This is a genomic window from Streptomyces sp. BI87 (assembly GCF_025957665.1).
Classification (GTDB): Bacteria; Actinomycetota; Actinomycetes; order Streptomycetales; family Streptomycetaceae; genus Streptomyces; species Streptomyces albidoflavus.
Genome location: NZ_CP110079.1, coordinates 6,306,962 through 6,327,262, shown reverse-complemented (window position 1 = coordinate 6,327,262; position 20,301 = coordinate 6,306,962). Strand labels below are relative to the sequence as shown.

Sequence of the window (20,301 nt, the reverse complement as noted above, 5' to 3'; positions counted from 1 at the left end):
AGTGGGGGCGGGGTAGGGCACCGCGGGCTGCCCGGTCTGCCCCAGTCGGCCCGGCCGGTGACCGCCACCGTCGTGCCCAGGCCGATCACGGCCAGGCCGCCCGCGCCGCCGGCCATCTCCATGTGCCGGGGCGAGCGGCCGAACCAGGTCCGTGCGGCGGAGGCCGTCAGGCCCCGGAGGACGTCGGGCGGAAGCGGGGGGCGGGCCCGGCTCCGCCAACTCGCCCATACCGCCTTCACCCCGAGGTGGACGAGGCAGGCGGCCCCGGCAACTCTGGACCTAGGGCACGGAGACGCCCCCGCCTCAGCCCGGAAACCGCCCCGCCGCCCGCAGCGCCCAGCGCCGCTCCGCGTAGGCGAGGTCGTCGCGCCACAGGCGGGCGGCGGTGGCGCGCATGAAGGGGCGGAGGAGAGGGGCGGCGCGGCGGGCGGCAGTGAAGCCGGGGCGGGGGGAGGCGGCGATGACGGCCTCCACGACGGCCGTGCGGGGACGGCCCGTCGCGTCGGGGGTGAGCGGGGTGGCATGGGTCTCGACGACCGAGCCGGTGCCCTCCCCCCGGGTGATGTGCATGACGACCGTGCGGGGTTCGGGCGCGGTGAAGACGGCCTGGACGGGGACGACGGCGCGGCCCGCCACCTTGAAGGAGACCTCGACGGTGAACCCCTCGTCGGGGGCGGCGGCGTCGGCTCCGGGCACGTCGAGGACGCGCAGGTCCACGAAGGAGTACGGGTGGAGCCAGGCCCCGTGCCAGGGATCGAGCCGGTTGGCCACGACGTCCTCGGGCTCGCACCGGCCGACGGCGGTGCAGACGGCGTCGACGGCGGTACGGGGGTCCGGGCGGGCCGGGAGCACCGGCCGCTCCAGCGGGGTCTCGCCGCCCGCCTCGTCCAGCCGCACCCAGAGCAGTACGCCGTCGTCGTGGGCGGGGTAGGGGTGCCAGCCGGCGAACGGAGTGCCGTCCAGGGGCAGTCCGTGCCAGCGGCAGAGCAGGGTGCCGCACCGTACCGGGCTCTCACGCAAGGGCGCGCCGAGGTGCGGGCAGGCGCCCGGGCCCGCGACGAGGGTGCCGTCGGCGGCGCGCCAGGCGACCACCTCGACACCGGCGACGGTGCGGCCGAGGGGGCGTTGACCGCCCGGGGGCAGGTCGCGGGAGGCGCCGATGACGTACCAGTTGCCGCTGGGGGCGGCCTGGGCGCGGGCGAGGGCGGCGGCGATCAGCGGGGGCCGGGCCTCGCGCCAGGTGGGGCGCATCCGGTCCCAGGGGACGGGGTGTCGGCGCAGCCGGAGCGGGACGGGGCTCATGCCGGCACCTCCGGGGCGGGTGCGCGGCGGTGGCGGCGCCGGGCGGCGGCGAGGCGGGCGAGGCCGTCTGCGGCGACGGCGGCGCGGCGGCGGCGGGGCACCACGGCCCGGCGGTGGACGGCGGCGTAGCCGTCGGCGGCGACCGCGTCGAGGATGGAGCCGTAGAGGATGTGGGCGGTGCGGATGCAGGGGCGGGCGACGGGGTCGAGCAGGGCGATGCCGGGGGCGGCGCGATGGTAGATCTCGCGGGTGACGGCGGCGGCCTCGCGCAGGGCGCGGGTGATGCGCGCGTCGCGGTGGCCGGTGGCACGGCTCCAGGTCAGCAAGGCGCGGTCGACGCCGTGGGCGGCGAGGAGGTCGGCGGGGAGGTAGATCCGGCCCCGGTCGAGGTCCTCGCCGACGTCGCGGAGGAAGTTGGTGAGCTGGAAGGCGACGCCGAGGTCGGCGGCGTACGGGGCGGCCTCCTCGCGGGGGACGACGGTGCCGAGGACGGGCAGCATCTGGAGGCCGATGACGGCGGCGGAGCCGTGGGTGTAGCGGCTCAGCGCGGCGAGGTCCGGGTAGTCGGTGACGGTGAGGTCGCTGCGCATGGAGGCCATGAAGTCGTGGAAGTGCCGGTGGTCGATGGCGTGGCGGCGGACGGTGTCGGCGAGGGCGTGGACCACGGGCTCCTCGCTGGTGCCCGTGCGCAGTCCGGCGGCCAGGCGCCGGTCCAGGTGGTCGAGGGCGGCGGCCCGTTCCTCGGTGGTGGCCGAGGTGCCGAGGTCGTCGACGAGGTCGTCGGCGTGGCGGGCGAAGCCGTAGAGGCTGTGCACGGCCGGGCGGCGTTCGACGGGGAGCAGCCGGGTGGCGAGGAAGTACGTCCTGCCGTGGCGGGCGTTGAGGGTGCGGCAGGTGCGGTAGGCAGATCGCAGGGCGGGGTCGGTGATCCGGGCGGCGTCGAGTTCGCGGGCGCTCATGCTCCGCCTCCGGTGGTCGCGGTGGCGGGGGCGGTGCGGCGGGGCCGGGGCGTGCCGCCGGGGAGGCCGGTGACGCGGGCGGCGGCGAGCCGGCCGGAGATGAGGACGGTGGGGACGCCGACGCCGGGGGTGGTGCCGCAGCCCGCCAGGACGGCGTTGGCGGTACCGCGCACCAGGTTGCGGGGGCGGAAGGGGCCGGTCTGGGCGAAGGTGTGGGCGGCGGAGAAGGGGGTGCCGGCGGCGTGCCCCTGGGCGGCCCAGTCGACGGGGGTGACCAGGGCTTCGGCCTCGATGGCTGCGCCGATGCCGGGCAGGCCCCGGGAGTCCAGGACGCGCAGGAGGTGGTCGCGGTAGCCGGGGGCGAGCGCGGCCCACTCCTGGGTGCCGGGGCCGATGTCGGTGTTGGGGCAGGGGGCGAGGACGTAGTGCAGGTGGCGGCCGGCGGGGGCGAGGGTGGGGTCGGTGGCGGTGGGCCGGGTGATGAGCAGCGAGGGGTCGCTCATCGGGCGGCCGTGACGGGTGAGTTCGTCGAAGGTGGTGTGCCAGGCGCGGCCGAAGGAGAGGGTGTGGTGGCCGAGGCCGGGCCAGGTGCGGTCGGTCCCGGCGTGCAGGATCACCGCCGACGGGGAGTGGCGCAGCGGGACGGCGCGGCGCGGGGTGCGGCCGAGCAGGCGGTAGACGGTGGGCAGGTCGGGGGTGAGGACGACGGCGTCGCAGGGGATGCGGGCCCGGTCGGTGCGGACGGCGGTGATCCGCTCGCCGGTGCGTTCCAGGGCCTGGACGGTGTGGCCGTAGTGGATCTCGGCGCCCGCCGCGGTGGCGGCCTCGGCCATGGCGCGGGGCAGGGCGTGCATGCCGCCGCGCGGGAAGTGGACGCCGGCCATGGTGTCCATGTAGGCGATGACCGCGTAGGCGGCCAGCGCCCGGGCCGGGGGGACGCCGGCGTAGAGGGCCTGGAAGGTGAAGACGCGGCGGAGCCGTTCGTCGCGGATGAACCGGCCGACCTGGGCGTCCATCCGGCCGAAGCCGCCGAGGGCGGCGAGGCGGGCGAGGTCGGGGGTGAGCAGGGCGAGCGGTGAGTCGAAGTTGGCGTCGATGAAGCGGCGCATCTGGAGCGCGTAGAGCCGCTCCAGCCAGGTGCGCAGCCGCCGGTACCCGGCCGCTTCGCGAGCGGAGGCGAAGCGGCGGATCTCCTCCTCCATCGGCTCGGGCCTGGTGTGGACGTCGAGGCGGCTGCCGTCGGCGAAGTGGGCGCGGTAGGCGGGGTGGAGTTCGGTGAGGTGGAGGTGGTCGGCGAGGCGGGCGCCGACGGCGGCGAACGCCTCCTCGACCAGGTGCGGCATGGTGAGGACGGTCGGCCCGGTGTCGACCAGGTAGCCGCCCAGGTCGGTGCGGCCGGCGCGCCCGCCGGGCAGGGTGTCGCGTTCGACGAGGGTGACGCGGCGGCCGGCGCCGAGCAGGTGCAGGGCGGCCGACAGGCCCGCGAGCCCGGCGCCGACAACAACTACGTGGTCAGTGGGGCCGTGCAGTGTCCGCATGCCCTGCCTCTCGGTCGGGGTGGTGGGGGGCGCGGCCGGGCTCCGGGGTGGTGCCGGCGGCGAGCCGGAGCAGTCCGCGCAGTCGCTCCCCCGCCACCGGGTCGAGCGGCAGGGCGTCCAGGCGGGCCAGGGCGCGGCAGGCCATCTTGTCGATGCGCTCCTCGACGGCGGCGCGGGCGCCGGTGGACTCCAGGACCTCGCGTACGGCGTCGAGGCCGGCCGGGGTGAGGGTGGAGTCGCCGAGCGCCGCCTCCAGGACGGCCACGTCGGCGAGGCGGCCCCGTGCGGTGGCCCGGGCGTGGGCGAGGGCGACGAGGAGGGTGGGTTTGCCCTCACGGATGTCGTCGCCGGCCGGTTTCCCGGTCCGGGACGGGTCGCCGAAGACGCCCAGCAGGTCGTCCCGGAGCTGGAAGGCGAGCCCGGCGGGGGCGCCGGCCTCGGCGAGGCGCCGGGTGAGGGCGGGGTCGGCCCCGGCGAGGACGGCGCCTAGTTCCAGCGGCCGCGAGGCGGAGTACTGGGCGCTCTTGAGCCGGGCGGTGCGCAGCGCGAGCAGGGCCGAGCGGTCGGCGGTGACCTGGCCGTGCAGGTCGAGGTACTGGCCCGCGACCATCTCGCCGCGCATCACCCGCCACACCGCCCGCACCCGGCGCCGTACCGGGTCGGGGAGTTCGGTCTCGGCGAGGGTGTCCTCCGCCCAGGCCAGGGCGAGGTCGCCGGCGAGCACGGCCGCCGCCCCCGCGAAGAGGTCGGAGCCGGCCTCCCCGTACTGGTCGGCGAGGGAGACGTGCAGGGCGGGGCGGCCCCGGCGCAGCCGCGAGCTGTCCATGACGTCGTCGTGGACGAGGGCGCAGGTCTGGAGGAGTTCGACGGCGGCGCCCACCCGGAGCGCGGCCCGGGCCCGGTCGCCGTCGGGCAACGCGCAGGCCCGCAGCGCCCACCAGAGCAGGGCGGGCCGCAGCCGGCGTCCGCCGAGCGAGGTGAACCGCGCGATCCGCTCGGCGATGTCCCGCCCGGAGACGGGGTCTGTGGCGCACGCCTCGCTCAGGCGCTCGGCGAGGAGGGTGTGGAGCAGGGCGCCCACGGTGCCGTTGATGTCGCGGTCGGCGGCGGCGACCTGGGGGTGCGGTCCGGGGCGTGCCCGGCCGGTGCCGGTGGGACGGGAGCCGTCCGGAGCGGCGGTGGCCGTGGGGTCTTCGGTGCGGCCCACTGCGGTCCTCTCCTCCGGCTCGCTGGGCGCCCCCGCGACGGGTCGGGGAGCGCGGAGGGCGGGGGGTGTCCCGCCGCCCGTTGGGGATCAGTGCCCCGTCCGGGTGGGCCACGGTCGGCGGGCCCCTCGATTGGACGAGCCCGGAAGCTGCAACGCCGCCCGTCCGGCGGAACAGGGGCCGCGCCCCGGGGCCGCCGTGGGCCCCCGGGCCGGACCGCTCAGCTCCGCCCGGCCCACTCCAGCAGTTCGTCGGCGGTCCAGGTCGTGATCACGTCCTCCGCCGGAACGCCGCACTGCTCGGCGCGGGCGCAGCCGAGGCGCTGCCAGGTGAGCTGCCCGGGTGCGTGGGCGTCGGTGTCGACGGCGAAGAGGGTGCCGGCGTCGAGGGCGGCGCGGATCAGGCGGAGCGGGGGGTCGAGGCGTTCGGGGCGGCTGTTGATCTCGACGGCGGTGCCGGACTCGGCGCAGGCGGCGAAGACGGCCTCGGCGTCGAAGGTGGACTCCGGGCGGGTGCGGCCGGTGGTGAGGCGGCCGGTGCAGTGGCCGAGGACGTCGGTGTGCGGGTTGCCGACGGCGGCGAGCAGGCGCCGGGTCATGGCGGGGGCGTCCATCCGGAGCTTCGAGTGGACGGAGGCGACGACCAGGTCGAGCCGGTCCAGCAGCTCCGGCTCCTGGTCGAGCGTGCCGTCCTCCAGGATGTCGCACTCGATGCCGGTGAGCAGCCGGAACGGGGCCCACTGCTCGTTGAGGGCGGCCACCTCGTCGAGCTGGCGGCGCAGCCGGTCGGCGGTCAGCCCGTGGGCGACGGTGAGGCGGGGCGAGTGGTCGGTGAGGACGGCCCACTCGTGGCCGATCTCGATGGCCGCGCGGCCCATCTCCTCGATGGAGCTGCCGCCGTCGGACCAGTCGGAGTGCAGGTGGCAGTCGCCGCGCAGCGCGGCGTGCAGGGCGGCGCCGCCCTCGGCGAGGGGCGCCTTCGCGGCCTCCTCCTCCAGGCTCTGGAGATAGGCGGGGGTCCAGCCGTCGAGGGCCTGGCGGATGACCTTCCCCGTCTTCGGGCCGATCCCCTTGAGCTTCTCCAGCGTGCCGTCGGCCGCCCGTTCGCGGATCTCGTCCGTCCCGTGCTCGCGCAGGACGGCGGAGGCGGTGCGGAAGGCGCGGACCCGGTAGGTGGGTTCCTGGGCGCGCTCCAGGAGGAAGGCGATCCGGTCCAGCGCGTGTTCGGGGTCCACGGCGCCTCCCTCCGGTAAAGGTCCGTTCTTCAGCGTCTCGCGGGCGGGCGGCCGGCGCATCCGGCACCGGCCGGCGAAGGTGGTGGAATGTTCAACCACCCGTTGCTGTTGTCGCGAGTGGCCGTACTCCCCGGCGACGGAGCCGGGAGCGGAGTACGGCCGGCAGTCGTACGGCAGGAGGGAAGAGCGTGACCGAGACCTACTTCGAGTTCGGGACGCCCGCGGACCGCTGGGACCGGGCGCAGCTGTTCTTCGAGGCCAAGGAGTACACCACCGCCGTCCGCATCCTGAACGGCCTGGTCGAGGAGGCGCCCGAGCACCAGGGGGCGCGTCTGCTGCTGGCCCGGGCGTACTACCACTCCGCGCAGCTCGGCCGGGCGGAGCGGGAGCTGCGCACCCTGCTGGCGGCCGACCCGGTCGAGAGTTACGCGACGCTGCTGCTCGGCCGGACCCTGGAGCGGCAGGGCCGGAACGACGAGGCCCGCCCCTACCTGCGGATGGCAGCCGCGATGAGCGGCGACTTCGCGGAGCTGGGCCCGAGCGCCGCGGCGCGCTGACCGGGCACCACCGGCGCCGGGCGCGGTACGGATGGACCCCCGTTCGGCCGCGCCCGGCCCGCGTGCGGGCGCGCGGCTGCCGAGGATGGTGAGCGGTACGGACGGTCACCGAGGGCGGCCCCCGCCGGCGTGGGGCCGCCCGGCCCGTCCGGGCCGTCACCCGCCACCGCCCCGGGAGCCGCCCCCTCATGAGCGCACCGTCCCCGTACTCCAGCCCGCCGCCCGAGCCGCAGGCCGTCCTCACCCCGATCACGGAGAGCGCCGTCTTCCTGGTGCTGACCATCGACCCAGGCGGGGAGGAGACGGTGTACGACCTCCTCCAGGACGTGTCGGCGCTCCGCCGCTCCGTGGGCTTCCGGGTGCCGGACGCCGATCTGACCTGCGTGGTGGGGATCGGTTCGGATGCCTGGGGGCGCCTGTTCACCGGGGAGCGCCCGGCCGGACTCCACCCCTTCAAGGAGCTGCGCGGGCCGCGCCACACGGCCCCGTCCACCCCGGGCGACGTGCTGTTCCACATCCGCGCCCACCGGGCCGACCTCTGCTTCGAACTGGCCGCCCGGCTGATGGACCGGCTGCGGAACGCCGTGACGGTCGCCGACGAGGTGCACGGCTTCAAGTACTTCGACGAGCGCGACCTGATGGGCTTCGTCGACGGCACCGAGAACCCGGAGGGCAACGCCGCGCTCACCGCGGTGGTGGTCGGCGACGAGGACCCGGAGTTCCAGGGCGGCAGCCATGTCGTCGTGCAGAAGTACCTGCACGACCTCTCCACCTGGAACGCGCTGCCCGTCGAGGAGCAGGAGCGGGTGATCGGCCGTACCAAGCTGGAGGACATCGAGCTGCCCGACGACGTGAAGCCCGCCGACTCGCACGTCGCGCTCAACACGATCACCGAGCCGGACGGGACGGAGCGGCAGATCAGGCGGCTCAACATGCCCTTCGGCACGCTCGGCGAGAACGCCTTCGGCACCTACTTCATCGGCTACGCCGCCGACATCGCCGTCACCGAGCAGATGCTGCGGAACATGTTCCTGGGCACCGGCGAGGCCCGGCACGACCGCATCCTCGACTTCTCCACCGCCGTCACCGGCTCCCAGTACTTCGTGCCCAACGCCGGCTTCCTGGACGACCCGCCGCCCGCGCCCGGGGCGTCCGCCGCCGAGGCCCCGGCCGCGTAGCGGGACGCGGCAGCCGCCCCCGCGCGCGAGCGGTGCCCGCCCCCGCACCGGCCGACACCTCGCTGCGGATCGGCAGCCCCAACCCCCCGGAGAACGTCATGAACGACCTGCACCGCGACCTGGCGCCGGTCTCCGCCGTCTGGGCCGAGAGCGAGGACGAGGTGCGCCGTACCTTCAAGGAGCACCCGGCCGGGCGGCGCGTGGTGGACGCCGACGGGCCCACGGGCCCGGACCGGGCCGCCGTCACCACGGGCCACCTCACCGAGATCACCTCGCCCGGCGACGGACTGCGCGCCCGGCTGCACGCCTCGCTGCCGCTGATCGAGCTGCGCCGCCCGTTCACGCTGAAGCGGCAGGACATCGACGACGTGGAGCGCGGCTCGCGGGACTCCGGCTGGGACCCGGCCAAGGACGGTCCGGGCGATGGCCATGGCCGAGGACCAGGCCGTCTTCGAGGGCCGGCCAGACGCCTCGGTCGCCGGCATCCGCGACGGCAGCTCCCACCCCGAGCTGCGGCTGGCGGGGGTGGCGGGACCGTACGCCCTGCTGCTCAGCGCCACCGCGTACACGGCGGTCAAGGAGACCTCCGGCCGCGGCTACCCGGTCCTGAGCCACCTGGCGCGGTTGCCGGGCGACGGGCAGATCATCTGGGCGCCCGGCATCGAGGGCGGCGCCGTCGTCCCGCTGCGCGGCGGGGACTTCTCCCTGACTCACCCGAGGCGGGCGCCGCCCTGCGCCCGGCCTGACCGGACCCGCCCGCCACCCGGCGGACGGCGCCCCGGATGCGGCGTTCGTCCGGTTCGGCTTGGATGGCCCTGGCGCTCGCCGCGCCCCCGGCGGCCGGGTCCGCCGGACGGGTCCCGCAGTCGCACCGGATCGGAGCCTCCCATGACCCCGCCCTCGGACAACGTCCTCTTCTTCACCTTCACCGACCCCAGCGCCGCCTACCGCGCCTTCTCCGAGATCAAGGCCGTGCCCGAGGTCACTCGGGCGGCCATCGTCGAGCGCGGCACGGACGGCGTCCTCTCGGTGCCGGAGGACTACGAGCCGGGGGCGGGGACGGCGGCCCTGACCGGCGGCGCCATCGGCGCGCTGGTCGGCATCCTCGGCGGCCCGATCGGGGTGCTCTTCGGATGGGGACTGGGCACCGTGGCCGGGGCGACCGCCGACACGGAGGAGGCCGAGCACACCCACGACGCCCTGACGGTGCTCAGCAAGAACGTGGACGACGGCCAGAACCTGCTGATGGTGGAGGCCTCCGGCTACTCCCCGGCCGCCGCCGACGATCTCGCCGGGCGGCTGGGCGGCACCGTCGTGGCCGTTCCGGTGGAGGAGGTGCGGGAGGAGGTCGCCTCCGCCGAGCGGGCCGCCGAGGAGGCCGTCCGCCGGGCCCGCCACGACCACCGCAAGCAGCGCCGGCACGAGTTCCGGGAGAAGATGGACACCCTGTTCGGCCGGGGCATCCCGGCCTGACCCACGGCCCCCGGAAGCCGCCCGGCACCCCGCCGGGCGGTTTCCGTCGCTTTCGGCGCCCGCGCGGGTGGGGTACCGTGGGGCGCAGCGAAGGGGAGTAGTCCCGCAACACCGCCGGTCGACATACTGGCCGTCCGCCACCGCGGACAGCCCGGCCGCCGGGCCGCTCGCGCCGTGAGAGGCGGGCGGTGGACGAGACCTTCGGCCAAGGCATGAAGCCGTGCCCGCAGCAGAGCGGGTGCGGTCCGTCGTGCCGGGCCGAGCGGTCCTCCCGTCGCTGGTCCTGCGGGACTTCACGGGGACGATCCGGGGCCCGGCCCCGTACAGAAAGCCCCCGGAATGAGTCTCGACCCCCTGGCGCTCGTCACCGCCTTCGGGCTGATCTTCCTCGCCGAGCTGCCGGACAAGACGATGTTCGCCTCGCTCGCCATGGGCACCCGGATGCGCCCGCTCTACGTCTGGTTCGGCACCTCCACCGCCTTCCTGGTCCATGTGGCCATCGCGGTCGGCGCGGGCAGCCTCATCGGGCTGCTGCCCGACTGGATCGTGCGCCTGGTCTCCGCCCTGCTCTTCGCCTTCGGCGCCTTCATGCTGCTGCGCGGCGGGGGCGACGAGGAGGACGAGGAGGGCGCCGCGAAAACCGTCACCGGCTTCTGGCCCGTGTACACCACGGCGTTCATGGCCGTCTTCATCAGCGAGTGGGGCGACCTGACGCAGATCACCACCGCCAACCTGGCGGCCACCAACGGCACCCTCCCGACCGCGATCGGCGCCGCGGCGGCCCTCATGTCGGTCTCGGCGCTGGCGCTGCTGGCGGGCCGGTTCATCGCCCAGCGCGTCCCGCTCAAGACCGTCCAGCGGATCGGCGGGCTCTGCATGGCGGGCCTGGCGATCTGGTCCCTGGTGGAGGCGGTCAGCGCCTTCACCGGCTGACCCCGGGCACCGCCGCGTCCCCCGCCGCCGCCCACCGGGCGGCGGCGGGGGACGCGGCGTCTCAGGCCTTGCGGGCCACGCCGCCGTAGGCGTCGACGTCGGCGGCCTCCGCCTCCGGGTCGTTCTCCTCGGCGCGCCAGCGGGTCACCTGGACGACCCCCGGGTCCGCCAGTTCGAGCCCGTCGAAGAAGCCGGCGATCTCCGCCACGCTGCGCACGTGGTACGGCACGGCCCCGCTGCGGTTGTAGGCGGCGGAGGCGGCGACCATGCCCTCGCTGGTGGCGGTCGAATCGCTGACGACCAGGTGGCTGCCGGAGGGCAGGCCCGCCAGGAGACGGCCGACCAGTTCCCGCGCCTCGGCGGGGTCCTCCACATGGCCCAGGGTGTTGAGGATCATCAGCGCGACCGGCCGGCTCAGGTCCAGCGTGGACTCGGCGGCCTTCAGGATCTCCTCCGGCTGGTACAGGTCGGCGTCGAGATAGGCCGTACTCCCCTCCGGCGTACTGGTGAGCAGCGCGCGGGCGTGGGCGAGCACCAGCGGGTCGCTGTCGACGTAGACGATCCGGGAGTCGGGGGCGTACCGCTGGGCGACCTGATGGGTGTTGTCGGCGGTGGGCAGCCCGGTGCCGACGTCCAGGAACTGACGTATGCCCTGCTCGACGGCGAGGTACCGCACAGCGCGGCCCAGGAACTGGCGGCTGGTGCGCGCCACGTCGACCAGCCCGGGGAAGATCTCCTTGATCTGGTCCCCGGTCTGCCGGTCGATCTCGTAGTTGTCCTTCCCGCCCACGAAGTAGTTCCAGAACCGGGCGGAGTGCGGCGTGCTCGTGTCGATCCGCGCGCGGATGTCGTCGGCGGCGACGAGCGGGACGTCGTTCTCTGGCAAGGGGGGCCTCCTGGGCGCGGACGGTTCCTCGGTCTGGTACGAACCTAGTCCACCTGGCTCTGCGAAAAACTCGAGAGAACGATCAACTTACCTGCCTGGCAGGGGACATGACGGAACGAGGTGGGCCTCGCCCCCCTGTACGCCTCCAGCAGCCGCCGAGCGGGTTCAAGTTGATGAACTGGTCAGCCAGGGCGGAGGGGGGCCTGACGGCCTGGCGAGGTCTGCGGCGTCCCTCAGCTTTCCGAAGCGGCGTCGAGCGGCCGGAGGAAGCGCGGTCCTGAGGTGGTGCGGGCGGTGTCGCTTGCGTGGAGAACATGGGAGCGCCGGCACACCGCCGTCGCCTTCTGGCAGCGCGGCTCCGCAAGAACGCCGGAGTCGTCCGACGAGCTGAGTTCACGCCTCGACCAGGTACTCGATGTCGGTCGTAGGCGGTGCGCGCCCCGAGGGCGCGATGTCCTTCGGGGCGCGCGGCAGGGGTTGAGGTTCAGGCGTTGTAGCCGCCGTGGGCGTCCAGTACCGCGCCCGTGACGTATGACGCGGCGGGGCTCGCCAGGAAGGCGATCGCCGCGGCGATTTCGTCGGGGTGCCCCATGCGTTGCAGGGACAGCGAGCTGAGCAGGGTCTTGAGGGTGTCGGGGTCCGGCGGTTGCATGTCGCTGTCCATCAGTCCGGCTTCCACGACGTTGGCCGTGATGTCGCGGGGCCCGAGGTCGCGTGCGACCCCCATGGTGTACCTCTCGATGCCTGACTTGGTCGCCGCGTAGTCCGCAACGCCCGGGACGCCGACCCTGGAGCCCAGTCCGGAACTCACCGTGATGATGCGGCCGCCCGTGCGCAGAACTCGGGAGGCGGCCCGTATGACGGCGATCACGCCGAGGTAGTTGGTGGCGTGCATCCGGTCCAGGGCGGCGGCGTCGGCGTCCGGGTCGTCCACCGTGCGGCCCTGCTCCACCGAGATCGCCGCGTTGTTGACGAGGATGTCCAGGCCGCCGAAGTCCGCGACCACGGCGTCGATCAGCGCCGGCGCCCGGCTCGTGTCCGCCTGGTCGGACTTGAAGGCGACGGCCTTGGCTCCCCTGCCACGCACCTCGTCGACGACGGCCTGCGCCCGCTTCTCGGAGCTGACGTAGGTGAAGGCGACGCCGGCGCCCTGCTCGGCCAGCAGTCGTACGGTCGCGGCTCCCAGTCCGCGCGATCCCCCGGTGACCAGGGCGACCTTGCCCGTGAGTGGCTTGCTCATTCTTCTCACCTCGTTGGTTGATCCCTTCCGGCTGTCGCAACGTTAAGTGTTACGACAGCCAGTTGCAACCTTCCCTGTTACGACTGCTGTAAGGTGAGCGTTGCGGTCGAGAGGAAGAGCCCATGAGCGCCAACAGCAAGCTGACCATCGCCGCCCACGCGCTGGCCTGGATCGGCCTCTACCAGCGCCAGGGCCATGAGGTCGCCACCTCCGAGCAGATCGCGACCAGCGCGAACACCAACCCCGTGGTGATCAGACGGCTGCTCGGCGAACTGCGCAGGGCCGGGCTCGTGGAGTCCCGGCGCGGCATGGGTGCGGGCTGGACGCTCGCACGCGAGCTGGAGTCGATGACCCTGCTCGACGTGTACGAGGCAGTGGAGCCCGGCCCGCTGTTCGCCATGCACCGCTCCACCCCGGACCAGGGTTGCGTGGTGGGCCACGGCATCCAGCCGACCATGCAGAGCGTCTACGAGGGCATCGAGGAGACCGTGAGACACGAGCTGGCCCGCGTCACGCTCGCGAAGGTACTCCAGGACGTACTCGCGACACCTCGCTAACCTCTCCGCCACGCCCTGACATCCGCACAACGACACAGCCGGGCAACTCCTGCCCCTGGAGCTGGGGTCCGGTTCCGGGCGGAGCCGTTGGCACCGCCTGGAGCGGCGGCACTGGCCGCCGCCCCGGCCTGCTGCAAGCGGCTCGACAAACGCACCTTTGAGACTCGACAAACGCACCTGTGAGACCCGTTCCCGGGAAACAGTCAAGGCGAAGCTGGCTCAACGGAGGGCGGACCCGTCACAGACACGACCACTCTCAGCTCACACGTTCTTGCACCCGGCCCTCAGCGGCCTCGAAGTCCAGCGGTCTTCCGCGGATCGTCCGCCGGCATGCGGACCGCAAGCTGCGGCACCTGCTCCCCGATGGGCCGATCGCCGACGATGAGCGATTCGTCCACGGAGGAACGTGCGCGCTCTCCCGGTGCCTGGACGTGGCGGAACTCGACGTCGGCCCCCGTCGGGAGTGGTGAGTTCCTCGGGGACGTCGGGCTCTTCGCGTCGTGGCCACTGGTGTTCCCCCCGGCGTCCCAGATCACCCGGTCGCCCTCGCGGCGCCCAGTGACATACAGAGCGCCACAGCCGCCGGCGGTGCAGGCCGGTCCAGTGCCGACGACGGCTGGGCGCCGGCCCTTCCGGGTGGACTTGTCTCAGGACGACCACGCCGCAGCCCAAGGGGCACCTCGGGCCAGGGATCCGCCGCCCAGTCGTCCGGAACCCTGTGCCGCACAGTCATCTCCTGGGCGTGATCAACATGGCCTACCCCCTGTAATTCTCCAGCAGCCGCAGCCACACCTCGCTGATCGTCGGATACGCCGGAACCGCGTGCCACAGGCGGTCGAGCGGGACCTCGCCGGCGACCGCGATCGTGGCCGACTGGAGGAGTTCGGCGGTGCCGGGGCCGACGAAGGTGACGCCGAGGAGGATGTCGCGGTCGAGGTCGACGACCATGCGGGCGCGGCCGCGGTAGTCGTCGCGGAAGAGGGCGGCGCCGGCGACGGCGGCGAGGTCCTGGTCGACGGCGCGGACGCGGTGGCCCGCCGCTTCGGCCTGGGCGAGGGTCAGGCCGACCGAGGCCGCCTCGGGGTCGGTGAAGACGACCTGCGGGACGGCGGCGTGGTCGGCGGTGGCGCTGTGGGCGCCCCAGGGGCCGGTGTCCAGGGGACGGCCCTGGGCGCGGGCGGCGATGGCCGCGCCGGCGACGCGGGCCTGGTACTTGCCCTGGTGGGTGAGGAGGGCGCGGTGGTTGCAGTCGCCGACCGCGTAGAGCCAGTCGCTGCCGGTGACCCTCAGGGTGTCGTCGACGGTGAGCCAGTCGCCGGGGGTGAGGCCCACCGTGTCGAGGCCGAGGTCGCCGGTGCGGGGGGCGCGGCCGGTGGCGAAGAGGACTTCGTCCGCCTGGAGGGTGGAGCCGTCGTCGAGGGTGAGGGTGACGCCGGAGGCGTCGCGGGCCAAGGCCGTGACGGAGACGCCGGTACGGACGTCGGCCCCGGCGGCGCGCAGGCTCTCGGCGACCAGTTCGCCGGCGAACGGCTCCATCCCGGAGAGCAGCCCCCCGCCCCGCACCAGCAGGGTGACGCGCGCGCCCAGGCCCTGCCAGGCGGTGGCCATCTCGGCGCCGACCACCCCGCCGCCGACGACGGCGAGCCGCCCGGGCACCTCCTCGGCGCTGGTGGCCTCGCGGCTGGTCCAGGGGCGGGCGCCGGCCATGCCGGGCAGGTCGGGGAGGGCGGCCCGGGTGCCGGTGCACAGGGCGACGGCGTGCCGGGCGGCGAGGGTGGTGACCTGGCCGTCGGCGCCGGTCACGGTGACCCGGCGCTCTCCGGCGAGGCGGCCGTGTCCGCGGTACAGGTCGGTGCCGGTGGAGTCGACCCACTCCACCTGGCCGTCGTCCTTCCAGTCCGAGGCGAAGCCGTCCCGGCGGTCGAGAACGGCACGGGTGTCGAGCGGACCCGCGGTCATCCGCTCCAGTCCGGGCAGTCCGCGGGCGTCCGCCTGGGCGAGGACCGGGCGGAGCAGGGCCTTGCTGGGCATGCACGCCCAGTACGAGCATTCGCCGCCGACCAGCTCGCTCTCGACGATCGCGGCGCTCAGACCGGCGGCGCGGGCGCGGTCGGCGACGTTCTCGCCCACCGGTCCGGCGCCGACGACGACCACGTCGTAGGTGTGGTCGGGGGCCTGCTCGGGGGTGGGCGTGTCGTCCGTTCGTGCGTGCGTCATGGCGCCAGTGTGACGGGGGGTGTGCGCCGTGGCCACACGGGTAGCGGCACCCGGATACGGAATACACCCGCCGCTCGCGCCGTTGTGCGAGGCGGTTCAGCAGTCAGCAGGAAGGTACGACCTCATGAGCACTGTGGAACTCACCAAGGAGAACTTCGACCAGACGGTGATGGACAACGAATTCGTCCTCATCGACTTCTGGGCGTCCTGGTGCGGTCCGTGCCGTTCGTTCGCACCGGTCTACGAGGCGGCTTCGGAAACCCACCCTGACCTGGTCTTCGGCAAGGTCGACACGGAGGCGCAGCAGGAGCTGGCCGCCGCCTTCGGCATCCAGTCGATCCCGACCCTGATGATCGTCCGCGACCGGGTGGCGGTCTTCGCCCAGCCCGGCGCGCTCCCCGCGGAGGCCCTGGAGGACGTCATCGGCCAGGCCCGCGCCCTGGACATGCAGGAGGTCCACAAGTCGGTGGCCGAGGCACAGGCCGCCGAGGCCAAGGGCGACCAGCCCGACGCACAGGGCTGACGCAGCCGCCCCTGCTGTCCGCCAGGCCCTCGAAGGCGGGGCCGTACCGCATGCCGGTACGGCCCCGCCTTCGCCGTCTCCGGCTGCCCCGGCGTGGCGGCCCGGTGAACACCCGTACCCGGTGGACGGGTTGCGCGCGGCGGGGCCTACCGTGGCGCGGGTGACTATCGACACCGGTGACCTGCCCCTTTCCCCCTCCCCCGGCCGCGAAGGCGCCACGGCGACGGTCGAGGCCGACCCGCGCCGCGTCGGCGCGGTACGGACCGAGTACGCGCCCGAGAAGGACGGCGACCCCGATCCCGGGGAGATCGTCTGGACCTGGGTCCCGTACGAGGAGAACGACGGCCGGGGCAAGGACCGCCCGGTGCTGGTGGTGGCGCGGGAGCGGGCGGGCACGCTGCTGGCCGTCCAGCTGACCAGCAAGGACCGGCGCGGCGACAACGACTTCGTGGCGATCGGCACCGGCCCCTGGGACCGCGAGGAGCGACCGTCGTGGGTGGCGGTCGACCGGGTGCTGCGGGTCCACGAGGCCGGCATGCGGCGCGAGGCCTGCGCGCTGGACCGGGGCCGCTTCAACCTGGTGGTGCTGCGGCTGCGCGAGCGGTACGGCTGGAAGTAGTCCCCGGAGCCCCGGAGGGGCCCGGTCAGGGTCCCTCCGGGGCGAAGGTCTCCTCGAACGCGGCCCGGGTGGTGCCGGCCCGCGACCGGTCCAGGACCGCGAAGACCACCGTGTCGAAGGTGGCCCCGAACCGGGCGCCGGGTGCGGTGAGCAGCCGCCGGAAGGCGTCGGCCACCTCGGCCGGGTCGTTCTGGAAGACGCCGCAGCCCCAGGCGCCGAGCACCAGCCCGCGTACCCCGTTGGCCGCGGCCACCTCCACGACGCGCTCGGCCCGGCGGGCGATCGCCGGCCCCAGCTCGGCCTGCGCGCGGGCGGGGTCGGTGCGGCGCAGGACGCCCGCGTTGGGGGCGGGGCTGGTGAGGAAGGACGCGGTGCGCGGGGTCTCCAGCAGGGCGCCCCTGTCGTCCCGGAAGACCGGCACGCCGGGCGCGAAGATGACCCGGTCGGAGTAGAGGGCGTCCCGGTGCTCGCGGTGGTGGGCGTAGTAGGCGGGGGCGCGCAGCAGGCAGTCGTAGAGGGCGGTGGCGCGGCAGACCGCCTCCTCCTGGGCCTGGGCGCCGTTGAGGTAGCCGCCGCCGGGGTTGCGGGCGGAGGCGAAGTTGAGGGCGCCGACCGGGCCGCCCTCCTCGGCCGCCAGGCGCAGGACGGCCGCGGTGGTGGACTCCCCGGTGACGGCGACCGAGGTGGTGGCGGGCGGGGTGTCGGGGACCGGGACCGGTCCGGGCCCGTACAGCCGGGTTCCTTCGCGGGCGGCGGCCAGCTGACCGGAGAGATCGCGCCAGATTCCGGACGGGGCGTGGTACCCGCCCCGGGCGACCATCTCCTGGGTCTCGCGGGCCGTGGCCCGCAGTCGTGCGCTCACGCCGCTCCTGTCACTGGTGCCCGGCCGCTCGCGGGCACGCCGGTGCCGGGCCCTGGCGCGGCCGCAGGGAGTGCCATGGTGTCGGCCGGGATTTCCGGGGCACAACCCCTTTTCCGGATCACCGCCCCGGCCGGGAGGCGCGGTTGTGCGATGCGCGCCGAGCGTCTTGGCTGGACGGGTGACACCACGGCGCGCCCGCCTGCGGAGCGCCGTGCACCACGGCGGTCCTCCCCCAAGGAGTGCGTCCATGTCCCAGTCGTCGATCCCCTCGTCCGCCTCCCCGCCCCCGTCCGACGGCGGCCCGTCCGCCTGGCCCGGGACCTCGCCTCCCGGGACGGGTCTGAGCGAGGAGTCCTTCTCGGACCTGGTACGAGGCATCTGTTTCAAGACCGGCCCGCCCCGCACGGTGGGGGTGGAGCTGGAATGGCTCGTGCACGACGCGGCCGACCCGCTGCGCAAGGTCTGTGCCGACCGGCTGCGCGCGGCCCACACGGTCCTGAAGGACCTGCCGCTGACCTCGCTGTTCACCGTGGAGCCCGGTGGCCAGCTCGAACTCAGCTCCGCCCCCGCGCCCTCGCTGGCGGTCTGCGTGGAGCAGGTCTCCGCCGACATGGTGGTGCTGCGCGGGGCGCTGGCCGCGCTGGGCCTGCGGGTGACGGGCCTGGGCACCGAACCCTCCCTCCCCGGCGAGCGGCTGCTGCGGGAACCGCGCTACGACGCGATGGAGCGCTACCTCGACCGGGCGGGACCCGCCGGCCGGCACATGATGCGCTCCTCGGCCTCGGTCCAGGTCTGCCTGGACGCCGGGTACGAGGAGCCGGGGCCGCAGGGCCACCACCGCCGGTGGCATCTCGCCCACCTGCTGGGGCCGGTACTGGTCGCCGCCTTCGCCAACTCCCCCGTCCACGAGGGCCGGCTGACCGGCTGGCGGTCGACCCGGCAGTCCCTGTGGGCCGAGATCGAGCCCGGCCGTTCCGCGGCACCGCCGCTGGACGCGGAGCCCCGCGCCGCCTGGACCGAGCGGGTGCTGGACGCCCCGGTGATGTGCGTACGGACCGAGGACGGGCCGTGGGACGCGCCCGAGGGGCTGACCTTCCGTGACTGGGTGCGGGGCGAGGGGCCCCGGCCGGTCACCGAGGAGGACCTCGACTACCACCTGACGACGCTCTTCCCGCCGGTGCGCCCGCGCGGCCACCTGGAGCTGCGGATGATCGACGCGCAGCCCGGCGAGGACGGCTGGCGGGTTCCCCTCGCGGTGACCTGCGCGCTCTTCGACGACGCCGAGGCGACGGAGACGGCGTACCGGATCGTCAAGCCGCTGGCCGAGCGGGCCACCGGCGGGCCGGCCCCGCACAACGCGCTCTGGGAGGACGCGGCCCGCTCGGGCCTCGCCGACCCGGAGCTGCGGGAGGCGGCCACGGCCTGCTTCGCCACCGCGCTCCAGGCGCTGCCCCGCCTGGGTGCCGGCGAGGAACTGACCGCCCAGGTCGCCGCGTTCACCGAGCGGTACACGCGGGCGGGGCGCTGCCCCGCCGACGACTTCCTGGACACCTGTCTGGACATCCGCCCCGGCCGGGGGCCCGCCGAGGGCCCGGCCGCGCACGGGACGGTCAGGGGAGAGGACGCACCGGCATGACTTCGTCCACGGACACGCCGCAGGCCGCCGGGCAGCCCCCGGCCGGACCGGAGGCGCTGCGGCAGCGGGCGCTGGCCGCGCTGCTCGCGGCGCGGGAGCGGACCGCGCTGCTCACCGACTGCGTGGAGGGCCCGGACCTGACGGCGCAGCACTCCCCGCTGATGTCTCCGCTGGTCTGGGACCTCGCCCACATCGGCAACCAGGAGGAGCTGTGGCTGGTGCGCGCGGTGGGCGGGCGCGAGGCGCTGCGGCCGGAGATCGACTCGCTGTACGACGCGTTCGAGCATCCGCGCGCCGAGCGTCCCTCGCTGCCGCTGCTCGCCCCCGAGGAGGCGCGGCGGTACGCGGCGGAGGTGCGGGGCCGGGCGCTGGACGTGCTGGCGGCGGCGCCGGTGGAGGGTGAGCGGCTGACCGCCTCCGGCTTCGCCTTCGGGATGGTCGCCCAGCACGAGCAGCAGCACGACGAGACGATGCTCATCACCCATCAGCTGCGGCGGGGCCCTGCGGTGCTGGACGCCCCGGCGCCGCCCCGCCCCGCGCCGGACGCTGCGCTGCCGGGCCCGGAGGCGCTGGTGCCGGGCGGCCCGTTCACCATGGGCACCTCGGCCGAGCCGTGGGCGCTGGACAACGAGCGGCCCGCACACCGCCGCGACGTGCCCGCCTTCTGGCTGGACACCGCCCCGGTGACCTGCGGGGCGTACCTGCGGTTCATCGACGACGGCGGGTACGACGAGGAGCGGTGGTGGCATCCGGCGGGGTGGCGGATGGTCCGCGAACACGGGCTCAAGGCGCCGCTGTTCTGGCGGCGGGAAGGGACGACCTGGCTGCGCCGCCGGTTCGGTGTGGTGGAGCCGGTGCCCGCCGACGAGCCGGTGGTCCACGTCAGCTGGTACGAGGCGGACGCCTACGCCCGCTGGGCCGGGCGGCGGCTGCCGACGGAGGCCGAGTGGGAGAAGGCGGCCCGGTTCGACCCCGCCACCGGACGGGCGCGCCGCTACCCGTGGGGCGACGCCGACCCGGGGCCCGCCCACGCCAACCTGGGCCAGCGCCATCTGCGTCCCGCCCCCGCCGGGGCCTATCCGGCGGGCCGTTCGCCGCTGGGCGTCGGCCAGCTCATCGGCGACGTGTGGGAGTGGACGGCGAGCGACTTCCTGCCGTACCCGGGGTTCGCGCCGTTCCCCTACCGGGAGTACTCGGAGGTCTTCTTCGGCGACGGTCACAAGGTGCTGCGCGGCGGGTCGTTCGGGGTCGACGCGGTCGCCTGCCGGGGCACGTTCCGCAACTGGGACCTGCCGGTGCGCCGGCAGATCTTCGCCGGGTTCCGCACCGCGCGGGACGCCGCCACCGGCGAGGGCACCGCGTGAGCGGGCGGGGGCGGTCCT

General features: G+C 74.9%; 18 protein-coding genes and 1 pseudogene. 10 read left to right on the top strand and 9 right to left on the bottom strand.

The window, feature by feature from the left end:
- Positions 1-303: 303 nt before the first annotated feature.
- The 5 genes from OIM89_RS28355 to OIM89_RS28335 form a co-directional block, all read right to left on the bottom strand.
- Positions 304-1,302: a DUF5914 domain-containing protein gene (locus OIM89_RS28355; protein WP_047467637.1), complete on the bottom strand. Its 999-nt coding sequence runs from the start codon at positions 1,300-1,302 to the stop codon at positions 304-306.
- Entirely contained in the window at positions 1,299-2,261 is a 963-nt protein-coding gene (locus OIM89_RS28350) for a phytoene/squalene synthase family protein (protein WP_030698838.1), read from the bottom strand. Before OIM89_RS28350 ends, OIM89_RS28355 begins: the two co-directional genes overlap by 4 nt.
- A complete protein-coding gene (gene crtI / locus OIM89_RS28345) occupies positions 2,258-3,799 on the bottom strand; it encodes a phytoene desaturase family protein (RefSeq protein ID WP_226964961.1) in 1,542 nt (513 codons plus the stop codon). The genes OIM89_RS28350 and crtI overlap by 4 nt, the downstream gene beginning before the upstream one ends.
- Positions 3,774-5,006, bottom strand: coding sequence for a polyprenyl synthetase family protein (locus OIM89_RS28340; protein ID WP_195731327.1), 1,233 nt, complete (start codon positions 5,004-5,006; stop codon positions 3,774-3,776). The genes crtI and OIM89_RS28340 overlap by 26 nt, the downstream gene beginning before the upstream one ends.
- 218 nt (positions 5,007-5,224) lie before the next feature.
- Positions 5,225-6,238 carry a PHP domain-containing protein gene (locus OIM89_RS28335; RefSeq protein ID WP_030698841.1) on the bottom strand — a complete coding sequence of 338 codons (1,014 nt, stop codon included), beginning with the start codon at positions 6,236-6,238 and terminating at the stop codon, positions 5,225-5,227.
- 188 nt (positions 6,239-6,426) lie between these two features.
- Between OIM89_RS28335 and OIM89_RS28330 the strand changes: the two genes are divergently transcribed.
- From OIM89_RS28330 to OIM89_RS28315, 5 genes and pseudogenes are all read left to right on the top strand, one after another.
- A complete protein-coding gene (locus OIM89_RS28330; protein WP_003946708.1) occupies positions 6,427-6,795 on the top strand; it encodes a tetratricopeptide repeat protein in 369 nt (122 codons plus the stop codon).
- A 188-nt stretch (positions 6,796-6,983) separates the two neighbouring features.
- A complete protein-coding gene (locus OIM89_RS28325; protein ID WP_226964962.1) occupies positions 6,984-7,973 on the top strand; it encodes a Dyp-type peroxidase in 990 nt (329 codons plus the stop codon).
- Positions 7,974-8,071: 98 nt separating this feature from the next.
- A pseudogene (locus OIM89_RS30085) lies at positions 8,072-8,326 on the top strand (encapsulin); the annotation flags it as partial.
- 70 nt (positions 8,327-8,396) lie between these two features.
- A complete protein-coding gene (locus OIM89_RS28320) occupies positions 8,397-9,446 on the top strand; it encodes an encapsulin (RefSeq protein WP_226964963.1) in 1,050 nt (349 codons plus the stop codon).
- Positions 9,447-9,785: 339 nt separating this feature from the next.
- The gene (locus OIM89_RS28315; protein WP_151170232.1) at positions 9,786-10,379 is read left to right on the top strand and encodes a TMEM165/GDT1 family protein; all 594 of its coding nucleotides are present in this window, start codon (positions 9,786-9,788) and stop codon (positions 10,377-10,379) included.
- Between the two features lie 61 nt (positions 10,380-10,440).
- On the opposite strand, the gene OIM89_RS28310 is transcribed toward OIM89_RS28315, so the two are convergent.
- Positions 10,441-11,265, bottom strand: coding sequence for an SAM-dependent methyltransferase (locus OIM89_RS28310; protein WP_151170231.1), 825 nt, complete (start codon positions 11,263-11,265; stop codon positions 10,441-10,443).
- 484 nt (positions 11,266-11,749) lie between these two features.
- Positions 11,750-12,505, bottom strand: coding sequence for an SDR family NAD(P)-dependent oxidoreductase (locus OIM89_RS28305; RefSeq protein ID WP_226964964.1), 756 nt, complete (start codon positions 12,503-12,505; stop codon positions 11,750-11,752).
- A 122-nt stretch (positions 12,506-12,627) separates the two neighbouring features.
- Between OIM89_RS28305 and OIM89_RS28300 the strand changes: the two genes are divergently transcribed.
- Positions 12,628-13,062, top strand: a complete 435-nt coding sequence (locus tag OIM89_RS28300) for an Rrf2 family transcriptional regulator (protein WP_030698846.1) — start codon at positions 12,628-12,630, stop codon at positions 13,060-13,062.
- A gap of 756 nt (positions 13,063-13,818) precedes the next feature.
- Here OIM89_RS28300 and OIM89_RS28295 read toward each other — a convergent pair.
- A complete protein-coding gene (locus OIM89_RS28295) occupies positions 13,819-15,279 on the bottom strand; it encodes a dihydrolipoyl dehydrogenase family protein (protein WP_030698847.1) in 1,461 nt (486 codons plus the stop codon).
- A 124-nt stretch (positions 15,280-15,403) separates the two neighbouring features.
- Here OIM89_RS28295 and trxA point away from each other — a divergent pair, with 124 nt between their 5' ends.
- Positions 15,404-15,802, top strand: a complete 399-nt coding sequence (gene trxA, locus OIM89_RS28290) for a thioredoxin (protein ID WP_003946714.1) — start codon at positions 15,404-15,406, stop codon at positions 15,800-15,802.
- A 160-nt stretch (positions 15,803-15,962) separates the two neighbouring features.
- Positions 15,963-16,421: a type II toxin-antitoxin system PemK/MazF family toxin gene (locus tag OIM89_RS28285; protein WP_047139809.1), complete on the top strand. Its 459-nt coding sequence runs from the start codon at positions 15,963-15,965 to the stop codon at positions 16,419-16,421.
- Positions 16,422-16,446: 25 nt separating this feature from the next.
- Here the strand turns inward: OIM89_RS28285 and OIM89_RS28280 are convergent, their stop codons facing one another.
- Positions 16,447-17,283, bottom strand: a complete 837-nt coding sequence (locus OIM89_RS28280) for a TIGR02452 family protein (protein ID WP_175457583.1) — start codon at positions 17,281-17,283, stop codon at positions 16,447-16,449.
- A 247-nt stretch (positions 17,284-17,530) separates the two neighbouring features.
- Between OIM89_RS28280 and egtA the strand changes: the two genes are divergently transcribed.
- On the top strand, positions 17,531-18,919 hold the full coding sequence (gene egtA / locus OIM89_RS28275) for an ergothioneine biosynthesis glutamate--cysteine ligase EgtA (RefSeq protein ID WP_264491718.1): 1,389 nt from the start codon (positions 17,531-17,533) through the stop codon (positions 18,917-18,919).
- On the top strand, positions 18,916-20,283 hold the full coding sequence (gene egtB / locus OIM89_RS28270; RefSeq protein ID WP_264491717.1) for an ergothioneine biosynthesis protein EgtB: 1,368 nt from the start codon (positions 18,916-18,918) through the stop codon (positions 20,281-20,283). Before egtA ends, egtB begins: the two co-directional genes overlap by 4 nt.
- The last annotated feature ends 18 nt before the right edge of the window (positions 20,284-20,301 follow it).